The organism is Shewanella sp. SG41-4, assembly GCF_014164505.1.
Lineage (GTDB): Bacteria > Pseudomonadota > Gammaproteobacteria > Enterobacterales > Shewanellaceae > Shewanella.
The window spans coordinates 1-2,724 of sequence record NZ_JACJFI010000398.1; the positions used below are offsets into that span (position 1 = coordinate 1).

A 2,724-nucleotide genomic window follows, 5' to 3' on the forward strand; every position below is an offset into this window, starting at 1 on the left:
GGGATGGATTATTCAATAACAGATAAACCTCTATACTGAAGATGAACACAGTATGCAGCATGAGTGTTCTTAAACGAGCTAAGCACGGTAGAAGCTCACTAATCAACTTAAGCTGACCATGTTTGTCATTTAAAATGTGATTAAACAGCCGATAGCGGCGACTTTGCTTGATTTGATTAGGCTTAATGTTTACCTTTACTGCAAGTAATTTTGCCAATGCCAAGGATAGCGAGATGCTTTCAGAACAAGCATTCGAAATGATAGATATTGTTGCCCGTGTGGGCAGTTTTACCGCAGCAGCCAATAAATTGAATAAAGTACCGTCTGCGGTGAGTTATGCCATTAAACAGATTGAAGATGACTTAGGGGTGATATTATTTGAGCGTCACCATCGCAGTGTTAGTTTGACGCCAGCGGGTGAGCATTTTGTGGCGCAGTCGCGCGAGATAATGACCAAGCTTAATAACATTAAACGAGATACCCAGAAAGTGGCTAACGGTTGGCGCCCGTCTTTATCTATTGCGATTGACAATATGGTTCGTGCGGACAAAATCAGTGGTTTAATTGCTGATTTTTATCGCCACTTTACTGATATTGAATTGATTATTCGCTTAGAAGTTTATAATGGCGTGTGGGAAGCATTGTCGACGGGCAAAAGCGATATCGCTATAGGAGCAACCTCAAGTATTCCTGTGGGTGGCACTTTTAAGTCACGCGATATGGGAATGATTCAGTGGTCTTTTTTAGTCGGTAAAAATCATCCGTTAGCTAAAGCTGAACATGCGTTAACAGACGATGAATTATTACAATATCCGTCAATTTGCTTGCAAGATACAGCTCATAATATTGCCCACAGACCAAATTGGTTGTTAAATAATCAGCGTAGAATTGTGGTACCTGATTGGATAAGAGCAATAAATTGTTTTAGAGAAGGCTTAGGCGTGGGTTACATGCCATATCATTTGGCTGATATTTTTATTAAAGCTGGCGCGCTAATAGAAAAACAACTCGCCACCCCAAAGCAAGACACAGCCTGCTGTTTAGCTTGGAATAATGCCAATATGACGCCTGCTATGCAGTGGGTGTTAGATCACCTCGGCGACACCGAGAAACTAAAAAAAGAGTGGCTTAGCTAAGCCACTTTTGCAAAATAAGTTTTTGTTAATAACATTACTTATACAAACGTTTATGTTAAATTAGCGACTATTAAGATGATGTTTGTTATGAATTAATTTTTGTTTAATGTACATTGTTTACGCTATACAAAAGATTTAGCTTCAGAGTGAAATATTTTTTTGTGAAAGATATTTTTCTCGTTGAGCAAATCATTGAGTTAACACCTGGAGACGATAATGAATCAACAATCAGTTATATCACCTAGTCTATCGACTACTGATGTCAACAAAATGCTAAAAAACACTTATATGCTGCTAGCAATGACATTGGCATTTTCTGCAGTAACTGCAGGTTTAGCCATGGCAATCAACCTTGGGCCGATGATGTCATTAGGCTTATCGCTTGGTAGCTTAGTGTTATTATTCGTGACCCTTAAAAAAGCAGACAGTGCAGCAGCTATATTTTGGGTGTTTGCCTTTACGGGTATGCAAGGCGCGTCGCTTGGTTACATTCTTAACCATTATGCTGGTATGGCAAATGGCCCTGGCTTAATTATGCAGGCGTTAGGGTTAACCTCTATCATTTTCGTGTCGCTTTCAGCGTATGCGTTAACCACTAAGAAAGACTTCTCATTTATGGGCGGCTTCTTATTTGCGGGCTTATTAGTGATGATCGGTGCTATGGTCATTAACATATTCGTCGGTAGCTCAATATTATTTATGGCAATGAATGCAGGTATTGCGTTGCTAATGACTGGTTTCATTCTATATGACACTAGTCGTATCGTGAATGGCGGCGAAACAAACTACGTTCGTGCGACTATTTCATTGTACTTAAATTTTTTGAACTTGTTCATAAGCCTACTACATTTAATGGGTATTGGCAGCGACGACTAATCGTCGATAGAGTTCATCAGCGAATTACGTTAAAATGACCCTACATTAGGGTCATTTTTTTTATAATGAGCAAATTCATCATTCAAGTAAACGGCAGCGTTTATGGCTCTACAGCCAGTTTTCGCGCGTTATCATTTTGCCAAAGCGCATTAGCTAATGGCCATCAAATTATCAATGTCTTTTTCTATCAAGATGGCGTAACCAACAGTAATGCCCTTACCTGTCCGGCATCTGACGAAATTGATATGCATTCCAATTGGCAATCATTGTCATCACAACATGCAATACCACTAACCAATTGTGTTTCTGCTGCGCTGCGTCGTGGTGTGTTGTCACAACAAGATGCTACCGAAAACGGTAAACCACAATGGAATAGCAGTGAGGTATTTACCATGGGCGGTTTGGGTGAATTAGTGGTCGGTATTGAACAAGCTGACAGGTTGATTAGCTTTTAACGTATTAGTGGAAAAGACAATGAAATCACTGGCAATTATGTTTAGGCATGCACCATTGGGCACTACAAGTACCCGTGAAGGGCTGGATTTTGCCATGCTCAGTGCCAGCTTTGAACAACAAGTGAGTATTATATTTACCAATGAAGCGGTATTACATTTATTGGCAGGCCAAACACCTGAGCAAGCAGGATCTAAAGATTATGTGTCGGCGTTTAAAGCGCTATCTCTTTACGATATTGACACCGTGTTGGTTTGTG

The 2,724-nt window shown here is 40.1% G+C and carries 4 protein-coding genes; all 4 read left to right on the forward strand.

Features of this window, described 5'->3' with window-relative positions; all coding sequences use genetic code 11:
• Positions 1–233 precede the first annotated feature (233 nt).
• Positions 234–1,136, forward strand: a complete 903-nt coding sequence (gene punR / locus H5202_RS20155) for a DNA-binding transcriptional activator PunR (protein ID WP_059746694.1) — start codon at positions 234–236, stop codon at positions 1,134–1,136.
• Between the two features lie 216 nt (positions 1,137–1,352).
• The gene (locus H5202_RS20160) at positions 1,353–2,012 is read left to right on the forward strand and encodes a Bax inhibitor-1/YccA family protein (protein ID WP_182773634.1); all 660 of its coding nucleotides are present in this window, start codon (positions 1,353–1,355) and stop codon (positions 2,010–2,012) included.
• 65 nt (positions 2,013–2,077) lie between these two features.
• The gene (gene tusD, locus H5202_RS20165) at positions 2,078–2,467 is read left to right on the forward strand and encodes a sulfurtransferase complex subunit TusD (RefSeq protein ID WP_182773635.1); all 390 of its coding nucleotides are present in this window, start codon (positions 2,078–2,080) and stop codon (positions 2,465–2,467) included.
• Between the two features lie 19 nt (positions 2,468–2,486).
• A partial coding sequence (gene tusC, locus H5202_RS20170) for a sulfurtransferase complex subunit TusC (RefSeq protein WP_182773636.1) occupies positions 2,487–2,724 on the forward strand: 238 nt, incomplete at its 3' end.